The following is a 15,204-nucleotide window of genomic DNA, read 5'->3' as shown; positions in this document are numbered from 1 at the left end:
CGCGGGCGCCGGGTAGTCCCTTACTGAGTGATGACGGTGATGGTGCCGATGCCGCCGGCCCGTTGGTTGGCCGCGTCGGCCTCCTGCCAGGTGTAGAACAGGCGCACCGTGCCGTCCGGCAGAGTCAACTGGTAGAGGGTGACGCCCTGACGGGCACCGCCGCCGCAATTGCAGCCCATGGTCCGCTCCTTGAGTGACGTTTCGCGAGGAGGGCCGATACGGCCCGGCCGGTGCGGGGAGGATGTCCCCTGGCCTGTCTTGGGCCCGCAGCCGTCCCCCGTATCTGCGTTACGGGGGACGGCTGCTTTGCCGGGTCTGGTCAGCCCGAGGGTGTTCGTGCCGCTTCAGCTGCGCGGCTTTCTGCTACCGGCCGTGCGCACACGCGCCGGGGGAGGGCGTCAGGTGCAGATGGCCAGGCTGCTGGACGCCTGGAGCGGCCCACTGGCGCCGGTGGTGGTCGCCGTGTAGGTGGCGAACACCACCTGCGCGATGTTGAGGGTGGCCGTGCAGCTGGCATTGCCGCTCGCGTCGGCGGTGGCGGTGCACACCACCGGCCCGTTGGCGCCGCCCAGGTGGAAGGTGACCAGCGAGCCCGGAGTCGCGCCGCTGGCACTGAACGTGGCCGTCGCGAAGGCCCAGGGCACCGGGGGGAAGCTGATCGTGTAGCAGGCCGGGTGCGCCGTGAAGCCGCTCGCCGCGCCCACGGTCACGGTCCCCGTGCCGGAGACGCCGACGCAGGTGCAGGCGCTGGTGCCGGCGATCACGGTCGCCGTGACGACGGTGCTGCCGGCGGGCAGGCTGCTGGTGGTCACGCTGGCCTGGCCGGCCGGGCTGGTGAGGCCGATGCCCAGCGGCCCGCCGGTGGTGCTGAAGAGGACGAGCGCGCCTGCTACCGGGGCGCCGCCGCAGGTGACGGTGGCGGTGACGGTGACCGGCTGGCCGGCGGTCGGGCGGGCCGGGGTGGACGACAGGGTGATCACGCAGCTCTGCGCCGGGGAGACGTTCACGGTCGTGGTGCCGGAGACGCCCACGCAGGTGCAGGCGCTGGTGCCGGCGATCACGGTGCCGGTGACGACGGTGGCCCCGGCCGGCAGGCTGCTGGTGGTCACGCTGGCCTGGCCGGCCGCGTTGGTCACGCCGATCCCCAGCGGCCCGCCGGTGGTGCTGAAGAGCACGGTCGCGCCTGCCACCGGGGCGCCGCCGCAGGTGACGGTGGCGGTGACGGTGACCGGCTGGCCCGCGGACGGGGTGGCCGGCGTCGAGGCCAGGGTGACCACGCAGCTCTGCGGCGCGGTGACGGTCACGGTGGCCGTCGCCGAGACGCCGACGCAGGTGCAGGTGGTGTTGGCGGCGGTGACCGTGGCGGTGACGACGTTGACGCCGGTGGGCAGCGCACTGGTGGTGACGCTGGCCTGTCCGGCGGCTGTCGTGACGCCGACGCCGAGGGAGCCGCTGGTGGTGGTGAAGAGGACCGTCGCGCCTTGGACCGGGACGCCGCCGCAGGTGACGGTGGCGGTGACGGTGACCGGCTGGCCCGGGGCGGGGTTGGTCGGCGTGGCCGACAGGGTGACCACGCAGCTCTGCGGCGCGGTGACGGTCACGGTCGCGGTGGCGGAGGCGCCGACGCAGGTGCAGGTGGTGTTGGCGGCGGTGACCGTGGCGGTGACGACGTTGACGCCGGTGGGCAGCGCACTGGTGGTGACGCTGGCCTGCCCGGCGGCTGACGTGACGCCGACGCCGATGGAGCCGCCGGCGGTGGTGAAGAGGACGGCCGCGCCTTCCACGGGGACGCCGCCGCAGGTGACGGTGGCGGTGACGGTGACCGGCTGGCCCGCGGCGGGGTTGGTCGGCGACGCCGTCAACGTGACCACACAGTTCTCCGGCTCGGTGACGGTCAGCGTCACGGAGGAGGCGCCACTGGTGGGGCCGGCGGCGACCACCACGTCCGTTGTGGTCGCGGTGAACGTGGCGCTCGCGTTGCCCATGGCGTCAGCGATAACGGTCTGCGGGGTCGCTCCGTCGTAGGTGAAGGTGATCGGCTCACCTGCCACCGCCCCGGTGACAGCGGCTTGGAAGGTCTGGCCCGCCAAGACGGTTGACGGGGTGAGCGTGAGAACGAGTGCCATGCTGGACAGCCCCTTTCGAAGGCTCCGTATGCGGAGGTGGGGGCTGTGGCACGCCGGAGGGCAGGCAACTGTCCTGGCGCGCTCACCTGTCGGGGGTGCCCTGAAGAACACGACGGAACCGCATCACACCAGCAGCCGTCCATGGTCCCCCGCCAGGGGATGGGCACCCCACCGTCGGTAGCACCGATTCAAGGGACCGCCCGCACGACACGCCATAGTTGACGACCGGGTTAGCCCGGATGGCGCAGCGCGTATCCGTGGCGAGTACCGACACCGGGCCTCAAGTATTCCCGTGCACGGAGACGTCCGTCAGGCGGTGAACTGCCCGCGCTTGACGGCCGAGACGAACGAGGACCAGTCGCCTGCGCGGAATATGAGCGCCGGGCCGTCCGGATCCTTGCTGTCACGGACGGGGACGAGGCCGTGAGGTTCGGTGAGGGCGCGGGAGAATTCGAGGCAGTTCCCGCCGCTGGCGTCGCTGTGGGAGGACTTGGCCCAGGTGAGGTCGCGGGAGAACTCAAGGCAATCGCCGCCGTTGGCGTCGCTGTACGAGGACTTGAGCCAGGTGAAGGTGCGGGAGAACTCGACGCACTCGCCGCCGTTGGCATCGCTGTAGGACGACCTGACCCATTCAGCGGCGGTGAGATCCAAGTCGGCACTCATGCGCGGTACTCCTTCAACAGGGTCTTGATCAGGGCCACTGATCGGTCCGGGGACAACGCGTGTGCCCTGAGAAGATCGTAGTCATCCAGGGCTGCGTCGACCGTTTGTGCGGAGTCGTGCATCCTGCCTCCTACCCGGGTCTCCGTGTAGAGCACCGAGCGGGAGTCTGTGAAGCGGAGCACAATGAACGGCTTCGTGGATCCGGCCGGAGCGCCCGCCGAGAAGGGCATGACCTGCAACTTGACGTGCGGTGAAGCGGCCACTGTCAGCAGAAACTCCAGCTGCCCTGCCATGACCTGCGAGCCACCCACGACCGTTCGCAGGCATGCCTCGTCAAGGATGGTCCATAGGAACGGTGGGGCATCCCTCTCGAACATCGCACGCCGTCGCAGGCGCGCTGCGACCTTTCCATCGATCACCTCCGACTCTTCCCTGGAGAAGTACGAGTGGAAGACGGCCCGCGCATAGTCCTCGGTCTGGAGAAGGCCCAACACGACGCTCGCTGAATAGGCCAGTATCCGCGACGCCTTCTTCTCCAGGTTCAGATACGGCACGAACCAACTCGGGTGATCCCCTTCCTCGATCCTCCGCAGCAAGCCCGCGAACAACTCCCCCGTCCCGAAGGTGAGATCGCAGCCCTTCGCGAACTTCTCGCTGGGGCGAGGGAGCAGCGTCCCGGATTCGACCTTGCTGACGTAGCCCTCGGAGTAGCCCGTGGCCTTGCCCAGTTGCTTCTGGGTGAGCTTGCGGGCCAGCCGTACCTGTTTGATGTCGCGGCCGAAGCGCTGTAGCGGATTCAAGTGCTCGGGCGGGGTCGTTTCGTCCAACGCCATGACCTCTCGGCATGTGGGTGCGTGCCGGTATCGCGGCAGGTCGCAGACTTGCGCACGGCCGCTTCAAGCACTCCGACCCTATTGCCCGCCCCGTTGTCCAGGTGACCAATTGGCTACATCCAGTTACCAAATACGGCCGCAGCCACCGAAGACAGCTTGGAGTTCACGCGATGACCGAATCCACCCCACGGCTCCTGCCCTGGTCGAGCCCCGACGGAAAGCCGTGCTACGTCGCGGGCGACGGGACCGGTTTTGTGTCCCGCACCGCCGACACCATCGAGGCGACGCAGCTCGGTTCCGCTGCCGAACTCATCGGAGAGGCCCGGGCCGTGCTCGCCGGACGGCGCTGGACGCCGGGCGAAATCCACCTCCTGGCCGAGGACTTGACCGCCGCGCTCGCCGATGTGCACCGCGTCGCGGAGAGCCGGGGCGCCCGGCTGGCCGAGCTGTTGGGGTGAGGGGACCGGCGCCGGAGGCGCACCGCGGCACCCGCGGTTCTCAACCCGCGGTTCTCAACCCGCGGTTCTTAACCCCCGGTCAGCCGATCCTCAAGGCCGCCTTAAGGATCTGCGCAGAGGACCTGACCTGCTGTTTCCGGCCACCGGGCGGCCGTATTTTCGACGCCGTGACGATCCAGGCCGACCTCAGCGACGGGTACGCACCGGGCGGCGCGCCCGGTCCTGGTGCCCCGCCTCCGGGCCCCGCCGAACCGCCCTCCACCCATCCGCTGTACTCGCGGCTCACCCCTGCGTACGCGCCGCCCCGGCCGGACTACGCGCCCCGCAGGGCTCCCGTGCCCGCGCCTCCGCTGCGCCTCTCGCCCATGACCCTGCTGCGGGTGCTGGGCCTCGGTGCGGTGGTGATCGTGGGGCTGTGGCTGGCGCAGGCCGAGCCTTCGGTGCGGCTCGACGCGCTGTTCGCCACCCTGGCCCATCTCACCGGGCTGCTCGCGGGCTACGGAATCCTGGTGATGCTGCTGCTGATGGCCCGGGTCCCGGCCGTCGAACACGGCGTCGGTGCCGACCGGCTGGCCCGCTGGCACGCGCTCGGCGGCCGCCATGTCCTCACCCTGTGCTTCGCCCACACCGCCTTCGCGCTGTGCGGCTACGCCGTCCACACCGACACCGATGTCCTCGACGCCACCGTCGACCTGATGGGCTACCCGGGGCTGGCCGCGGCCGCCGTCGGCACCGCGCTGCTCGTCGCCGTCGGCGTCACCTCGGCCCGTACGGTCCGCCGCCGGGTACGCCATGAGACCTGGCGCGCCGTCCATCTGCTGACCTACGTGGGCGCCGCCCTGGCCTTCGCCCACCAGCTCGCCGGCCCGGATCTGGCCGGCGGCGCGTTCGCCGCCTGGCTGTGGACGCTGCTGCACACCACCGTCGGCACCCTGCTGGTCTGGTACCGCCTGGTCGTTCCCGCACGTCAGGCACTGCGGCACAGCCTGCGGGTGGCCGAGGTGCGGGTCGAGGGGCCGGACGTGGTCTCGGTCGTCATGCGGGGCCTGGACCTGGACGCGCTGCGGGCCGAGCCGGGACAGTTCTTCCGCTGGCGGTTCCTGTCCCGGCGGCTGTGGCGGACCGCCCTGCCCTTCTCGCTCTCCGCGCCCGTACGCGACGACACCCTCCGGATCACCGTGAAGGCATGCGGCGACCACACCCGCCGGATCCGCCGGCTGCGGCCGGGCGTACGGGTGCTGGCCACCGGCCCGTTCGGGGCGCTGACCGCACACCGGCGGACCCGCCGCAAGGTGCTGCTGCTCGCCGGGGGCGTCGGGATCACGCCGATGCGGGCGCTCTTCGAGACCCTGCCGGGTGAGCCCGGAGATCTCACGCTCCTCTACCGGGCGGGCAACGCCGCCCAGTTGGTGCTGCGGGAGGAGCTGGAGGAGATCGCCGCGGCCCGTGGCGCGGCGCTGCACTACCTCCTCGGCCCGTCCGACGGCCCCTTCGATCCACTGGCGCCCCGAGCCCTGCGCAACCTCGTCCCGGACCTGGCGCTGCACGACGTCTACCTGTGCGGCCCACCCGGCATGTCCAGGGCCGCGGCCGCCGCCCTGGAACGGGCCGGGGTGCCGGCCGACCGCATCCACTCCGAGCGGTTCACCTTCTGAGGGCCCCGTCGGCCCGCCACCAGCCCGCGCCGCTGTCCCCGACCGCCGTCCCGACCCGCAAGGAAGTCCCCCCATGGCCCGACACCGCAAACCGCACACCGTCCCGGCCGTCACCGTGTGGGCGCGCCGTCAGCTCGCCGCATGCCTGGTGGGGGCGAGCGCGCTCACCGCCACCCTGGTGTCCCGGACGGTCACCCCGGCTGCCCCGGTCTCCCCTGACCGGGCACCGGCCGGGTACAACCTTCCCGAGCAGCCGAGCGGCGGCTTTGTCACGCTGGTCAGCACGGCCTCGGCGCCGGTCGGCACGGCGTCGACACCGGTTCGTACGGCGTCGGCACCGGTCCGCACGGCGCCGTGAAGTCCGCAGTCGGGCCCGCGTCCCCAGGCGCCCTACGCCAACGCCGCCCACTCCACCCATCGGTCCAGCAGGTGGCAGCGGTTCTGCACCGACGCGATGGGGACGATCTCCCGGGGCCCCAGCAGCCGGGGCCGACGAGCCCGCCGGTGCCGAGGCCGAGCCGCCGGACCGGCAGCTACCCGCCGAGGGAGAAATCGGCCAACACGGTTTCCACAGCCATGAATTCGGAGTCCAAGGGGCGGTCCCGTAGGTGGCGGCGCGCTTGCACCGCGCGGCCGCCGCGGCCGGTTCATAAGATCAGCCGGTGCTTGCTGACATATCGCTCTTCACCCTGACCCTGCTCTGCCTGGCCGCGCTCGCGGCGGGCTGGATCGACGCCGTGGTGGGCGGTGGCGGACTGCTGCTGCTCCCCGCGCTGCTCGTCGGTCTGCCGCACGCCCCGGTCGCGTACGTGCTGGGGACCAACAAGTCCACCGCCATCGTGGGCACCACCGCGGCCGCGGTCACCTACGTCCGCAAGGCCCCGATCGATGTCCGGACCGCGCTGCGCATCGGCCTCGCCGCGGTCGCCGGCTCGCTGTCCGGGGCGTTCTTCGCGGCCGGTATCAACAGCGCGGTGCTGCGCCCGCTGATCATGGCCGTCCTGCTGGGGGTGCTGGTCTTCATCCTGGTGCGGCCGGCCTTCGGGACCGCCCCCGCGCCCTCGGGGCCCGTCTCCCGTCAGCGCGTCCTGGCGGCCGTCCTCATCGCGGGTCTGGGGATCGGCTTCTACGACGGGCTGATCGGACCCGGGACCGGGGCGTTCCTGATCATCGCGCTCGCCGCGATCCTGCACATGGACCTGGTCACCGCCTCCGCCACCGCCAAGGTCGTCAATTCCTGCACCAATATCGGCGCGCTGACGATGTTCGCGATCCAGGGCACCGTGCTGTGGCAACTGGGCGCCCTGCTCGCCCTGTTCAACTTCACCGGCGGCATGGTGGGCGCCCGGATGGCCCTCAAGCGCGGTACCGGGTTCGTCCGCGGAGTGCTGGTGGTCGTGGTCGTCGGGCTGCTGTGCAAGCTGGCCTACGACCAGTGGCTGGCGGCCTGAGGGGGCGGGCGGGCCGGCCGTGGCCGGTGGCCCGGCCCGGTTCGGGGGCCCACCCCCGTGGGACCCCGCTGCCAGGTCGGCGCCGTCGGCCCGGCCCCGCCGCTCAGAACCGGCAGTGGTACATCCGCCCCATGTCCCGCACCGCGGGCACCTTCGCCGACATCCGGGCCGCCAACCGGCTGCCCGCCGACAGCTTCTCGATGCCGGGGATCTCCAGGGCGCTGACGCTCTCGACGATCTCCAGCTTCGGGCTCAGCGCCGCGACCCCCGCGCTGTCCGTGCCCCAGTACAGCCGCGCGCCGGCCTTCACCACGACGCGGTTGAGCCACTGGGCGCGGATCGCGAACCGGCTGAAGGCGTCGAACGCCAGCTCACCGCTCGGCACCCGGTCCATCAGCCGCCGCAGCAGTGCCGTGCCGTCCGCCTCGGTCAGATACATCAGCAGCCCCTCGGCCACGATCATCGCCGGCCGGTCCGCGGGAATGTGCGCCACCCACGCCGGGTCGGTCACGGACGACGGGACGGCCGTGTAGCCCGCGCGCTCCGGGTAGAGCTGCCGCCGCAGTGCGATGACCTCGGGGTAGTCCACGTCGAACCACCGCACCCCCGGCCCCGGGTCGAGACGCTGGACGCGGCTGTCGAGCCCGCAGCCCAGATGCACCACCGTCGCCTCCTCGTGCCGGGCGAGGAAGCGCGCGGTCCAGACGTCCAACTGCCGGGCGCGCAGCGCGACCGCGGCCGCTTTGCCGGGGCTCAGCCGCATCTTTCTGAAGTCGTAGTCGAGCCGCCGCACGGTCTCGGCGGCGGTGGTGTCGCCGAGGATCGGATCCTTCGCGCGGCTGTCGACCGCGCGGCCGTAGAGCGTGGCGAGAAGGGTTTCCTTCTCCTCGGTCAGATGCACCTGGGTACGCGGACTGGTCATGGAGTAGAGACTACTTAAGATTCATAAAAATGTGAAGTCTCAGAACTTCGGGTAGGTGCTCCGGGGTGCCCGCGCTATCGCGGGTCCGTCCCCGCCAGGGTCGAAGGGCGCGCCCCGGCCGGAATCTCCGTGACGGCGGTCAGCAGTACCGCCGAGTCCTCCAGGGCCAGCAGACCGTGCCGCTCGCGCGGTGTCATGGCGACCTGACCGGTCATCAACTCCTGGCCACCGCCCGCTCCGGTCAGCCGGACCCGCCCCCGCAGGACTTGCAGGCTCGCCGCCGGGGGAGCGTTGTGCTCGTCCAGCTCGGCCCCCGCGACCAGTGCGATCACGGTCTGCCGCAGGCGGTCGTCGTGCAGGAAGAGCCGGGCACTGCGCCCGTGCGCGGAGGTCCTGGCCTCGTCGAGCTGCTGGCGGGCGAGCGCATCGAGATCGTCCATGATGCTGGCCTTTCGCGTGCGGACCGGCGGCTGGGCTGCCCTTTCCATCGTTGCCGGTGCACGGGGGGACGCAACCGGGGAGCCCGCTCCGGGGCCCGGAGAGCCCGGCGGGCGGGGGCGGACGGCGTCCGGGTGCATACCGCTGCGGGGCGGGCCGGTCACTTACGGGATGATCATCCGGTCCGTACGATGCGAGGCGGTCCGTGGCGTCGCCGAGTCCGCTCGGCCACGCCACGGACCCCTGCCGCCGGCCGGCCCTGCCCGGCCGAAGCGGCCCCACCGTCCCGCCCGTTCCCTCCCGACCCCCACCGTGAAGGATGCGCACCCGTGGCCGACCCGACCGCCCCGAACAACCCGCCCGACCCCACCGGGCAGCAGACCGGATTCCTGACCGTCATGACGACCACCGACAGCGAGCCCAAGGCCCGGAAGCTGGCGCGCGGGGCGATCGAGGGCCGGCTCGCCGCCTGTGCGCAGATCAGCGCGCCGGTGACCTCGGTGTACCGCTGGGACGACGCGGTCGAGGCCAGCCAGGAGTGGCAGGTGCTGTTCAAGACGGCCGAGGCGCGCTACGAGGCGCTGGCGGCCTATCTCCTCGACGCGCACGACTACGACACCCCCGAGATCATCGCCACCCCGATCACCCGCGGCGGCGCCGGCTATCTGTCCTGGGTCGCAGAGGAGACGAGCTGAACATGGAGCGCGACACCGCAAAGCGCGGCGCCACGACGCGGGTTCACCGGGCGCGGCCCACCCGGAAGCGCTGGATCAAGGCCGCGACGGCGGTGGCCGGAGTGACGGTGTGCCTGGCCACCGCGACCGTCGGCCACGCCGTCAACGAGGCCCGGCGCGCGGCACCGGGCGACGGCAACCCCAGCCCCGACGCGACCTGGACCAGCCGGGACGCCGCCGCCTACTGGACGCCCGACCGGATGGCGGGTGCCGCACCGGCCGGCAGCGACACCCCGGCCCGGCCCGAGGCCCCCACCCCGACCACCGCCACGACCCGGTCCGCCGCGCCGAAGGGGGCCGCCGCCGCGGCCCGCGCCGGGCGCACCGCCCGGCACTTCAACGGCATCCCGTCCGTCGGCGTGCTGTTCTCCGTCGACGGGGACTCCAAGGCGCACCACTGCACTGCCAGCGTCGTGCACAGCCCGCACGGCAACCTCATCCTCACCGCCGGGCACTGCAACCCGGGGACCCGTGCCGCGTTCGTCCCGCAGTATCGTTCCGGCGCGACCACCCAGCCGCACGGGGTATGGGCGATCAAGGACACCTTCGCCTACCCCGGGCGCGGCACCAGCGGTGCCGGGGCAGACCTCGACTTCGCCTTCGCCACCGTCGCCCCCGACGAGGACGACCGCACCCTGGAAGAGGTCACCGGCGGCAACACCCTCTCCCCGACGCCCGGTTACACCAACGACGTCACCGTCATCGGCTACCCGAACGTCCGCAACGACCCGGAGGACCGGGCCGTGCGCTGCGCGACCCGCACCGGCCGGCTGAGCGGCACCCGTGAACTGCGCATGGAATGCGGCGGGTTCTACGGCGGCACCTCCGGCAGCCCCTGGCTGAGCGACTTCGACGAGGACAGCGGGACCGGCCGGGTCATCGGCGTGATCGGCGGCCTCAACGGCGGTGGCCCGAAGGGCCCGGACGCCGACCGGATCTCCTACAGCCCGTACTTCGGGACGAAGATCCTCAACCTGTACGCCCGCGCGGCCGAGAAGTGACCCGCTGACGGAGGCGCTAACCGGCGTCCGCCAGCGCCTCCGTCACCCCCTTCTCCTGCGGCCCGAGGAACTGCGGATCGGGCCGCAGCAGCGCGTCCGCCGCCGCCTTTCCGGCCGCGAAGATCTCCCGCACCCCGCCGTACGCCCAGGTCACATCGTGCTTCGCGGCCACCCCGACGCCGTCGGAGTCGACCCCGGCCGCGTTGCACAGGGCCAGCGCGCGCCGGATGTGGAAGCCCTGGCTGACCAGCACGGCCCGGTTCACCCCGAAGATCCGGTGGGCCCGGCTGCAGGAGTCCCAGGTGTCGAAGCCCGCATAGTCGCTGACGATCTTCTGCGCCGGGACGCCGTGCCGCAGCAGATAGCTGCGCATCGCGTCCGGCTCGTCGTAGTCGGTCCGGCTGTTGTCGCCGGTGACCAGGACCGCGCGGACGGTGCCCCGCTCGTACAGCGCGGCGGCCGCGTCCAGCCGGTGGGCGAGATACGGCGACGGCGCGCCGTTCCACAGGCCCGCGCCGAAGACGAGGGCCACCGGCGCGGACGGGGCGTCCGCGACACCGTGCACCCGGGGCCCCGCGGTCGCGTTCATCCAGGTCGCGGGCGCCAGCGCGAGCACCGTCACCACCACCACGGCCTGGAAAGCGCGGCGCCGGCCCCGCCGGGTCCGCGGCAGCCGCACACGGCGCACCCCGCTCCGTATCCGTCGCACCAGTCCCGGTACCGGCCCGCGCATCCCTGCCCCCGTCCGCTCGCGATCGATCTCGCAGGCTGCGACGCCCGGTGCACCCGTGATGGTTGCAGCCCGGGCCTGGCATCGTGGCAGTGAGCACCCCGCCCGGAGAGGACCGCACCACCATGACCCGCGAGCCCGAGCGGCTGCCGTTCTTCGTCTACGGGACGCTGCGGCCCGGCGAGGCCAACCACGGCCGGACCCTGCGCGGCCGGACCGCCGCCGAGGAACCGGCCCACATCGGCGGCGCGCTGCTGTACGACGGCCCCGGCTACCCGTACGCGACGACCGGGCCCGCCGGTGCGGTGGTGCACGGCGTCCTGGTCCGGCCCCGCGACACCGACTACGACGAGGTGTGCGCGCTCCTGGACCGGCTGGAGGGCTACACCCCCGGCGACCCGCACAACCTCTACGAGCGGGTGCCCACCGAGGCGGTGTGCCCGGACGGCCGGACCGTACGGGCCTGGGTCTACCTGGCGGCCGGCCCGCTCGCCGCCCGGCTGCGCGCCACCGGCACCCCCATCGAGGGCGGCGACTGGCCGGCCTCGCGGGCGGCGGCCGGCTGACCGGCGCCTTCGCCGGCCGCGCACGCCACCCGGCCGCCCCCGGGCGCCGCCGCGGCGGCCGACCCCACCCCGGCTAACCTGGACGACTCCTCGCGTACCAGGGCTCCCACCCGTACCGAGGGCCCTTCCCGTACCGCAGAACAGGTGTGACCGCGTGGCTTCCTCCCCGTCCTCCCCCTCCGCCGCAACCACCCACGAGCCGCTGCCCAAAGCGGAGCTGCATCTGCACATCGAGGGCACTCTGGAACCCGGGCTGGCCTTCGCGCTCGCCGAGCGCAACGGCGTCGAGCTGCCGTACGCCACCCAGGACGAGCTGCGCCGCGCCTACTCCTTCGCCGATCTCCAGTCCTTCCTGAACCTCTACTACGCGCTGATGGCCGTGCTGCGCACCGAGGACGACTTCGCCGACCTCGCCCACGCCTATCTCGCCCGCGCCAAGGAGCAGGGCGTCCGGCACGCCGAGATCTTCTTCGACCCGCAGGCGCACACCGCGCGCGGCGTCCCCATCGGCACCGTCATCAACGGCCTGGCCCGCGCCCTGGACAGCGCTGCCGAGACCTATGGCATCAGCACCCGCCTGATCATGTGCTTCCTGCGCGACGAGAGCGCCGAGTCCGCCCTCGCGACCTTCGAGGCGGCCCGTCCCCACTTCGACCGGATCACCGCCGTCGGCCTGGACTCCGCCGAGGTCGGGCACCCGCCGTCGAAGTTCAAGGAGGTCTACGCGCTGGCGCGGGAGGCCGGCCTCAAGTGCGTGGCGCACGCGGGGGAGGAGGGGCCCCCGGCCTATGTGTGGGAGGCCCTGGACGTCCTCGGCGTGGACCGGATCGACCACGGGGTGCGCTCCCTGGAGGACGAGCGGCTGGTGGCCCGGCTGGTGGCGGACCAGGTGCCGCTCACCGTCTGCCCGCTGTCCAACGTGCGGCTGCGGGTCATCGACGACCTCGCCGACCACCCGCTGCCCGCGATGCTGGACGCCGGGCTGCTGGTGACCGTCAACTCCGACGACCCGGCGTACTTCGGCGGCTACGCGGACGACAACTTCACCGCCGTACGCGATGCCCTCGGCCTCGACCAGGAAACCCTGCGCACCCTCGCCCGGAACTCCTTCCGCGCCTCCTTCCTGGACGAGGCGACCCGCGAGCGGTACCTCCGGGAAGTGGACGCCCACCAGGCGTAACGCCCCCCGGGCGGCAGGGGCGGGTGAGATGTCCCCTGCCGCCCGGCCTGCTCCCGGGGCCGAGCGGAGGGCAGCCGGACGGAACACGAAGTTCCCCGCGGGGAAACGAAGCGGCAACGCCCGGCTGCCACGCTCGGGTCATGACGGCGCCGATACCGCACCTGCCCTCCGCGTCCCTGGCCCCCCTCGGCACGGGGGGCCTCGCCGCCGAGATCACCGCCCAGCTCAGCTCCCAGCTCCGCCGCGTCCGGCTGCGAGGTTTCCCGCATCCGGAAACGCCGGCCCCCACCCTCGTCGCCGTCGCCCACGGCAGCCGCGACCCCCGCGCCCTGCCCACCGTCCGGGCCCTGCTCGACCGGGTACGGGCGCTGCGCCCCGGCCTGGACGTACGGCTCGGGCACATCGAGCTGAACCGGCCGCTGCTCGCCGACACCCTCGCCGGGCTGCACGGCGCCGCCGTCCTGGTACCGCTGCTGTTCGGCCGCGGCCATCACGTCACCCACGACCTGCCCGCCGCGCTCCGCGGCGCACCCCACCTGACCGGCCGGGTCGCCGAACCCCTCGGGCCGCACACCCTCCTCGCCGAGGCGCTGCACGGCCGCCTCCTGGAGGCCGGCTTCCCCGAGGCCCCGTGCCCGCGCACCGCCGTCGTCCTGGCCGCCGCCGGCTCCCGCGCCCCGCGGTCCGCCCAGGACACCGAGCGCACCGCCCGGCTGCTCTCGGACCGGCTCGGCGGCACCCCCGTGCTGCCCGCCTACGCCTCCGCGGCCGCCCCCACCGTCGCCGACGCGGCCCGTGCGCTGCGCGACCGCGGCCACGACCGGATCGCCGTGGCCGGCTGCTTCACCGCCCCCGGACGCTTCGCCACCCAGTGCGCGGCCGCCGCCCCCGGGCCCGCCGCCGAGCCCCTGGGCGACCACCCCGCACTGGCCCGTCTCGTACTGCACCGCTACGACCAGGCCCTCCTGGCCGCGACCGGATCCGGCCCGGAGGCCCGCAGGGCGGCTACCGTCGCTGTATGACGGGCACACCACCGACCATCCCCGGCTACACCGCGGCCGACCTCGAACGCTGGGTCACCGAGCCCGACAAACGGCCGGGACGCACCGCCTTCCAGCGCGACCGCGCCCGGGTACTGCACTCCGCCGCGCTGCGCCGGCTGGCCGGCAAGACCCAGGTCGTCACCCCCGGCGCGCACACCGCCGCCTGGGACGCCAGCCCGCGTACCCGGCTGACCCACTCCCTGGAGTGCGCGCAGGTCGGCCGGGAACTCGGTGCCGCCCTCGGCTGCGACCCGGACCTGGTCGAGACCGCCTGCCTGGCGCACGATCTCGGCCACCCGCCCTTCGGGCACAACGGCGAACAGACGCTCAACGAAGTCGCCGCGCCCTGCGGCGGCTTCGAGGGCAACGCCCAGTCGCTGCGGCTGCTGGCCCGTCTGGAGCCCAAGCGGTTCGTGCCCGCAGAAGACGGCTCGACGGTCAGCGTCGGGCTGAACCTCAGCCGCGCCGCCCTCGACGCGGCCACCAAGTACCCATGGGCGCGCGGCGGTCACCCCACCGACCCCACGTCCCCGAAGTTCGGGGTCTACGCGGACGACGCACCGGTCTACGCGTGGTTCCGGCAGGGCGCCCCCGACGGGGCCCGGAGCTTCGAGGCGCAGGTCATGGACTGGTCCGACGATGTGGCGTACTCGGTGCACGACGTCGAGGACGGGCTGCACGCCGGACACCTCGACCCCAACCTCCTGCTCGCCGACGCCGAACGCGCCGAGATCTTCGAGGTCGCCGGTGCACGCTACGCTCCCGGCGCCGGCGCCGAGGAGCTGGCCGCGGCGCTGGACCGCCTCCTGGAGCAGGAGTGGTGGCCGCACGGCTACGACGGCTCCGCCCTCGCCCAGGCCCGCCTCAAGGACGCCACCAGCCAGCTGATCGGCCGTTTCTGTCTCGCCGCCGAGGGCGCGACACGGTCCCGGTGGGGGACCGGACGGCTCACCCGCTACGGAGCGGAGCTGGTGGTTCCGGACGAAACCCGGCTGGAATGCGCCGTTTTGAAAGCCGTCGCCGACCGGTACGTCATGCAGCGCCCCGACCAGGAGGCGCTCCGCGCCGACCAGCGTGTCGTCATCGCCGAACTGGCCGAGGTGTTGTTCGCCCGCGCCCCCGACGGCCTTGATCCACAGTTCCGTTCACTGTTCGACACGGCCCCCGACGACACCGCACGGATGCGCGCCGTCATCGACCAGATCGCCGCCCTGACCGACGCCTCCGCCCGCTCGCTGCACGCCCGTCTCACCCGCCGCCCCGGTCCCGGCGGGGCGCACCGCGGGTGACCCTGGAGGGAAGCCCCTCTTCCCCCCTCACGCTCCGTGCGGGACGCTCGAACCCGACCGTTTTCGAACGGAGCACCCTGACAACAGCGAACAGCGAGCCCTGACAGGCACGGCA

Annotated in this window: 17 protein-coding genes; 10 read left to right on the top strand and 7 right to left on the bottom strand. The window is 72.9% G+C overall.

What is annotated here, in order from left to right; genetic code table 11:
- Positions 1 to 20 precede the first annotated feature (20 nt).
- The 4 genes from ACZ4XD_RS01330 to ACZ4XD_RS01315 form a co-directional block, all read right to left on the bottom strand.
- Positions 21 to 179, bottom strand: a complete 159-nt coding sequence (locus tag ACZ4XD_RS01330) for a DUF7196 family protein (RefSeq protein ID WP_468037014.1) — start codon at positions 177 to 179, stop codon at positions 21 to 23.
- A gap of 219 nt (positions 180 to 398) precedes the next feature.
- Complete coding sequence (locus tag ACZ4XD_RS01325; RefSeq protein ID WP_468037012.1) at positions 399 to 2,126, bottom strand: Ig-like domain repeat protein; 1,728 nt, start codon at positions 2,124 to 2,126, stop codon at positions 399 to 401.
- A 309-nt stretch (positions 2,127 to 2,435) separates the two neighbouring features.
- Complete coding sequence (locus tag ACZ4XD_RS01320; protein WP_468037010.1) at positions 2,436 to 2,789, bottom strand: DUF397 domain-containing protein; 354 nt, start codon at positions 2,787 to 2,789, stop codon at positions 2,436 to 2,438.
- Positions 2,786 to 3,622: a helix-turn-helix domain-containing protein gene (locus ACZ4XD_RS01315; protein ID WP_468037008.1), complete on the bottom strand. Its 837-nt coding sequence runs from the start codon at positions 3,620 to 3,622 to the stop codon at positions 2,786 to 2,788. Before ACZ4XD_RS01315 ends, ACZ4XD_RS01320 begins: the two co-directional genes overlap by 4 nt.
- 170 nt (positions 3,623 to 3,792) lie before the next feature.
- Here ACZ4XD_RS01315 and ACZ4XD_RS01310 point away from each other — a divergent pair, with 170 nt between their 5' ends.
- The 4 genes from ACZ4XD_RS01310 (at position 3,793) to ACZ4XD_RS01295 (ending at position 7,186) form a co-directional block, all read left to right on the top strand.
- Complete coding sequence (locus tag ACZ4XD_RS01310; protein WP_435602641.1) at positions 3,793 to 4,080, top strand: hypothetical protein; 288 nt, start codon at positions 3,793 to 3,795, stop codon at positions 4,078 to 4,080.
- Positions 4,081 to 4,445: 365 nt separating this feature from the next.
- Positions 4,446 to 5,735: a ferredoxin reductase family protein gene (locus ACZ4XD_RS01305; protein ID WP_468037174.1), complete on the top strand. Its 1,290-nt coding sequence runs from the start codon at positions 4,446 to 4,448 to the stop codon at positions 5,733 to 5,735.
- Positions 5,736 to 5,808: 73 nt separating this feature from the next.
- The gene (locus tag ACZ4XD_RS01300; RefSeq protein WP_468037006.1) at positions 5,809 to 6,093 is read left to right on the top strand and encodes a hypothetical protein; all 285 of its coding nucleotides are present in this window, start codon (positions 5,809 to 5,811) and stop codon (positions 6,091 to 6,093) included.
- 304 nt (positions 6,094 to 6,397) lie between these two features.
- Positions 6,398 to 7,186 (top strand): sulfite exporter TauE/SafE family protein, encoded by a 789-nt coding sequence (locus ACZ4XD_RS01295; protein ID WP_468037004.1) that lies wholly within the window; start codon positions 6,398 to 6,400, stop codon positions 7,184 to 7,186.
- Positions 7,187 to 7,289: 103 nt separating this feature from the next.
- Here the strand turns inward: ACZ4XD_RS01295 and ACZ4XD_RS01290 are convergent, their stop codons facing one another.
- Both ACZ4XD_RS01290 and ACZ4XD_RS01285 read right to left on the bottom strand, forming a co-directional pair.
- Positions 7,290 to 8,108, bottom strand: coding sequence for a class I SAM-dependent methyltransferase (locus tag ACZ4XD_RS01290; RefSeq protein ID WP_468037002.1), 819 nt, complete (start codon positions 8,106 to 8,108; stop codon positions 7,290 to 7,292).
- 74 nt (positions 8,109 to 8,182) lie between these two features.
- Positions 8,183 to 8,548, bottom strand: coding sequence for a cupin domain-containing protein (locus ACZ4XD_RS01285; protein WP_468037000.1), 366 nt, complete (start codon positions 8,546 to 8,548; stop codon positions 8,183 to 8,185).
- A gap of 327 nt (positions 8,549 to 8,875) precedes the next feature.
- Between ACZ4XD_RS01285 and cutA the strand changes: the two genes are divergently transcribed.
- Positions 8,876 to 9,241, top strand: a complete 366-nt coding sequence (gene cutA / locus ACZ4XD_RS01280) for a divalent-cation tolerance protein CutA (protein ID WP_468036998.1) — start codon at positions 8,876 to 8,878, stop codon at positions 9,239 to 9,241.
- Between the two features lie 2 nt (positions 9,242 to 9,243).
- Positions 9,244 to 10,281, top strand: coding sequence for a trypsin-like serine peptidase (locus ACZ4XD_RS01275; protein WP_468036996.1), 1,038 nt, complete (start codon positions 9,244 to 9,246; stop codon positions 10,279 to 10,281).
- Positions 10,282 to 10,297: 16 nt separating this feature from the next.
- Here ACZ4XD_RS01275 and ACZ4XD_RS01270 read toward each other — a convergent pair whose 3' ends face one another.
- Positions 10,298 to 11,014, bottom strand: a complete 717-nt coding sequence (locus ACZ4XD_RS01270; RefSeq protein ID WP_468036994.1) for a SanA/YdcF family protein — start codon at positions 11,012 to 11,014, stop codon at positions 10,298 to 10,300.
- Positions 11,015 to 11,136: 122 nt separating this feature from the next.
- On the opposite strand from ACZ4XD_RS01270, the gene ACZ4XD_RS01265 reads away from it, so the two are divergent.
- The 4 genes from ACZ4XD_RS01265 to ACZ4XD_RS01250 all read left to right on the top strand — a co-directional run bounded on the left by ACZ4XD_RS01265 (position 11,137) and on the right by ACZ4XD_RS01250 (position 15,089).
- Positions 11,137 to 11,577, top strand: a complete 441-nt coding sequence (locus ACZ4XD_RS01265; RefSeq protein WP_468037172.1) for a gamma-glutamylcyclotransferase family protein — start codon at positions 11,137 to 11,139, stop codon at positions 11,575 to 11,577.
- A gap of 154 nt (positions 11,578 to 11,731) precedes the next feature.
- Positions 11,732 to 12,757: an adenosine deaminase gene (locus ACZ4XD_RS01260; RefSeq protein WP_468036992.1), complete on the top strand. Its 1,026-nt coding sequence runs from the start codon at positions 11,732 to 11,734 to the stop codon at positions 12,755 to 12,757.
- Between the two features lie 140 nt (positions 12,758 to 12,897).
- Positions 12,898 to 13,779, top strand: coding sequence for a sirohydrochlorin chelatase (locus ACZ4XD_RS01255; RefSeq protein WP_468036990.1), 882 nt, complete (start codon positions 12,898 to 12,900; stop codon positions 13,777 to 13,779).
- Positions 13,776 to 15,089, top strand: a complete 1,314-nt coding sequence (locus ACZ4XD_RS01250) for a deoxyguanosinetriphosphate triphosphohydrolase (RefSeq protein ID WP_468036988.1) — start codon at positions 13,776 to 13,778, stop codon at positions 15,087 to 15,089. The genes ACZ4XD_RS01255 and ACZ4XD_RS01250 overlap by 4 nt, the downstream gene beginning before the upstream one ends.
- Positions 15,090 to 15,204 lie beyond the last annotated feature (115 nt).

This window comes from Streptomyces sp. NPDC029466, from assembly GCF_055574515.1.
Note: the sequence above shows the minus strand (reverse complement) of the source record. Positions and strands in the feature narration are given on the sequence as shown.